Below are 830 nucleotides of genomic sequence, written 5' to 3'. Positions count from 1 at the left end.
CCTACTTCTGAAAATCCTCGCGGATTTTCAGTTTGGTGTGTACTTGCAAAGTTAAGTGCTAACCCACGCAACTACTCATAGCCGAGACCGTTGTGGTGCATTTTGACAAACTCTTGAAATGAATTTAAACTTTGCCAAATATTTAATATTCTTATTGCTTTTGGCAAGTTGTGGAAAACAAGAAACCGAAATTAAGAATTATGGATTTCCTAAAAATGAAAATGGAAGTTTAAATGTATCTATTGAATTATCGGAATTTAAAAATTATGGAATACTCATTGACAGAATTCGAGAAATAATCTGTAATGATAGTATTCCGAAAATAGTTGTTAAACAAAAAAATATCACTCGGAATATATATCCGATTGAACATTGTGAACCGATGATTTTTGACCCAGACGGAAAACACTATGTCTCTTTTGCAAAAGGTAAATTTTATAAAGACCATTTTAGCAAAGAAATTAAGGCGAATTCTTTGGCTTGGACTTTAAAGAACGACTTTGCCTATTTTGAAGTAGAAGACGAAACTGATGTTATCAAAAGTTATTTAACGATTATAGAATCCAATCGAAATGAAAAAGTTAACGGAATTGAAAATTTCCTAATTGACTTTACTCAAGAATATGACAAACTGAAAACTGAATTAGAACTGAATATATCTTTTTGGGAGGTTGTACCCTATTCACCACCACCTGAAATAGAAAACGACAAAAAAACTGAATAAAAAAACGACACCACAACAACGTATCCTATGAAAAGCACTAGTCCAGTTCTTCAAATATAATATTTTATTTTTTAATCACTTCATAATGATTATGTTGTGGTGTTGA

At 31.2% G+C, this 830-nt stretch carries 1 protein-coding gene; it reads left to right on the top strand.

The window, feature by feature from the left end:
• Positions 1 to 118: 118 nt before the first annotated feature.
• Positions 119 to 724 (top strand): hypothetical protein, encoded by a 606-nt coding sequence (locus K8089_RS16195; protein WP_237604326.1) that lies wholly within the window; start codon positions 119 to 121, stop codon positions 722 to 724.
• The last annotated feature ends 106 nt before the right edge of the window (positions 725 to 830 follow it).

The organism is Aequorivita vitellina, assembly GCF_022008365.1.
GTDB classification, from domain to species: Bacteria; Bacteroidota; Bacteroidia; order Flavobacteriales; family Flavobacteriaceae; genus Aequorivita; species Aequorivita vitellina.
Note: the sequence above shows the minus strand (reverse complement) of the source record. Positions and strands in the feature narration are given on the sequence as shown.

Bases quoted from the DNA above. Each gene is read 5' to 3' on its own strand.
- K8089_RS16195 (WP_237604326.1), top strand. From the start codon at position 119: ATGAATTTAAACTTTGCCAAATATTTAATATTCTTATTGCTTTTGGCA.